Genomic DNA, 1,332 nt, shown 5'->3' with positions numbered 1-1,332 from the left:
TGTTCTCCTTGCCGGTCAGGCGGAACTTGACCTGCTGCCAGGCGAACTCGAACAGGTCGGACTTGTCGAAATAGTTCCGTGCCACGAGGCCGCGGGCGAAGTGGATGATCGACGCACCCTGCACCATCGTGTTGTCGACGTCGAAGAAGGCCGCCGCGGTCAGATCGCGCGGAACGGGCGTGGTGTCGGGCGAGGGCTCGGGTTCGACGCGGGATTCCTGCAGGGCGAGGGCGGCGTCGGCGCTCGCCTCACCTGCGAGATTGGCGCGGACCTCTTCCTCGCTGGGTCCGAACTTGCGGGAGAAGAGCCGGCGTCCGGGACGGATGATGCGCGCCCACGTCTCACCCATGCCCCAGCTGTAGGGGAACGAACGTCCTGGCACTCGCACCTCCGGTGTCGTGACGGGCGGGGCTGTCGAAACGGGCGGGGTCGTGCCCGGCGCGTCCGCGGGCGACCCGCGCCAAGCCTAGCCCGCGATGCCGTTCGTCACGGGGAGGCCGTCGCCCCCGTGACCGGGTGTGACGTTCATCTCGACGGGCCGTGCCGCACAGTGGAGGTATGAGTGAGCATTCGTCTTCGGCAACGGACGGTTCCGCGCGCCGTCATCATCTGACACTTCTCGTCCGTGCCGGATGCGGCGCGTGCGGGCCGGCACGCGAACAGTTGGAGGCGCTCGCCGAGGAGCTCGGCGTCGAGGTCACCTGCATCGACGTGGATCTTGCTGCCGCAACCGATCCCGATCTGCGAGCCGAATTCGGGGACCGCCTGCCCGTCGTCCTGCTCGACGGACGCGAACACAGTTACTGGGAGGTCGACGAGCCGCGCTTGCGCGCCGATCTCGCTCGCTGACGCGACAGGCCCTCGTCGTACAGCAGGTGGGAAGCACATTCGGGGTGCTTCGAGCAACTTTGTGCATGGCTTCACAAGCGGTTACCGTGGTGTGAACGAATTCCCGGATCACCGTGAGGCCAGGCGTGTATCCACCGGCCGGACGAGGAGCCACGTACCGTGACGCAGTTGCACCCACCGCAGGGCGAGGACGCTCGCGGCACCGCCGAGTCCGGCGAGGGTGCCACTTCCACCCCTCCGGTCCGCGATATCCCCCAGGCTACTGTGACGCGTCTCGCGACCTATCTCCGGGTCCTCGGTGCGTTCGCGGAAGCGGGCACGCTCATCGTCTCCAGTGAGGAACTCGCGGCCGCGGCCGGGGTCGGTTCCGCCAAGCTGCGCAAGGATCTGTCCTTCCTCGGGCCCAACGGAGTGCGCGGCGTCGGCTACGACGTCCTGCGCCTGCAGTCCCGCATCGAAGCCGCCCTCGGGCTCGACCGGGGT

Annotated in this window: 2 protein-coding genes and 1 pseudogene; 2 read left to right on the top strand and 1 reads right to left on the bottom strand. The window is 68.2% G+C overall.

Annotation, left to right across the window (positions count from 1 at the left end):
* A pseudogene (locus R1101_RS0123590) lies at nt 1-349 on the bottom strand (HAD-IB family hydrolase); the annotation flags it as partial.
* Between the two features lie 209 nt (nt 350-558).
* Between R1101_RS0123590 and R1101_RS0123585 the strand changes: the two are divergent.
* Both R1101_RS0123585 and R1101_RS28480 read left to right on the top strand, forming a co-directional pair.
* Complete coding sequence (locus R1101_RS0123585; RefSeq protein WP_016935629.1) at nt 559-849, top strand: glutaredoxin family protein; 291 nt, start codon at nt 559-561, stop codon at nt 847-849.
* A gap of 159 nt (nt 850-1,008) precedes the next feature.
* On the top strand, nt 1,009-1,332 hold a 324-nt coding region (locus R1101_RS28480; RefSeq protein WP_037224946.1), incomplete at its 3' end, for a winged-helix domain-containing protein.

Source organism: Rhodococcus sp. R1101, assembly GCF_000278445.1.
In the GTDB taxonomy this organism is placed as follows: domain Bacteria; phylum Actinomycetota; class Actinomycetes; order Mycobacteriales; family Mycobacteriaceae; genus Rhodococcus; species Rhodococcus gordoniae.
This window is presented reverse-complemented; position numbering and strand designations above follow the sequence as displayed.

Bases quoted from the DNA above. Each gene is read 5' to 3' on its own strand.
- R1101_RS0123585 (WP_016935629.1), top strand. From the start codon at position 559: ATGAGTGAGCATTCGTCTTCGGCAACGGACGGTTCCGCGCGCCGTCAT.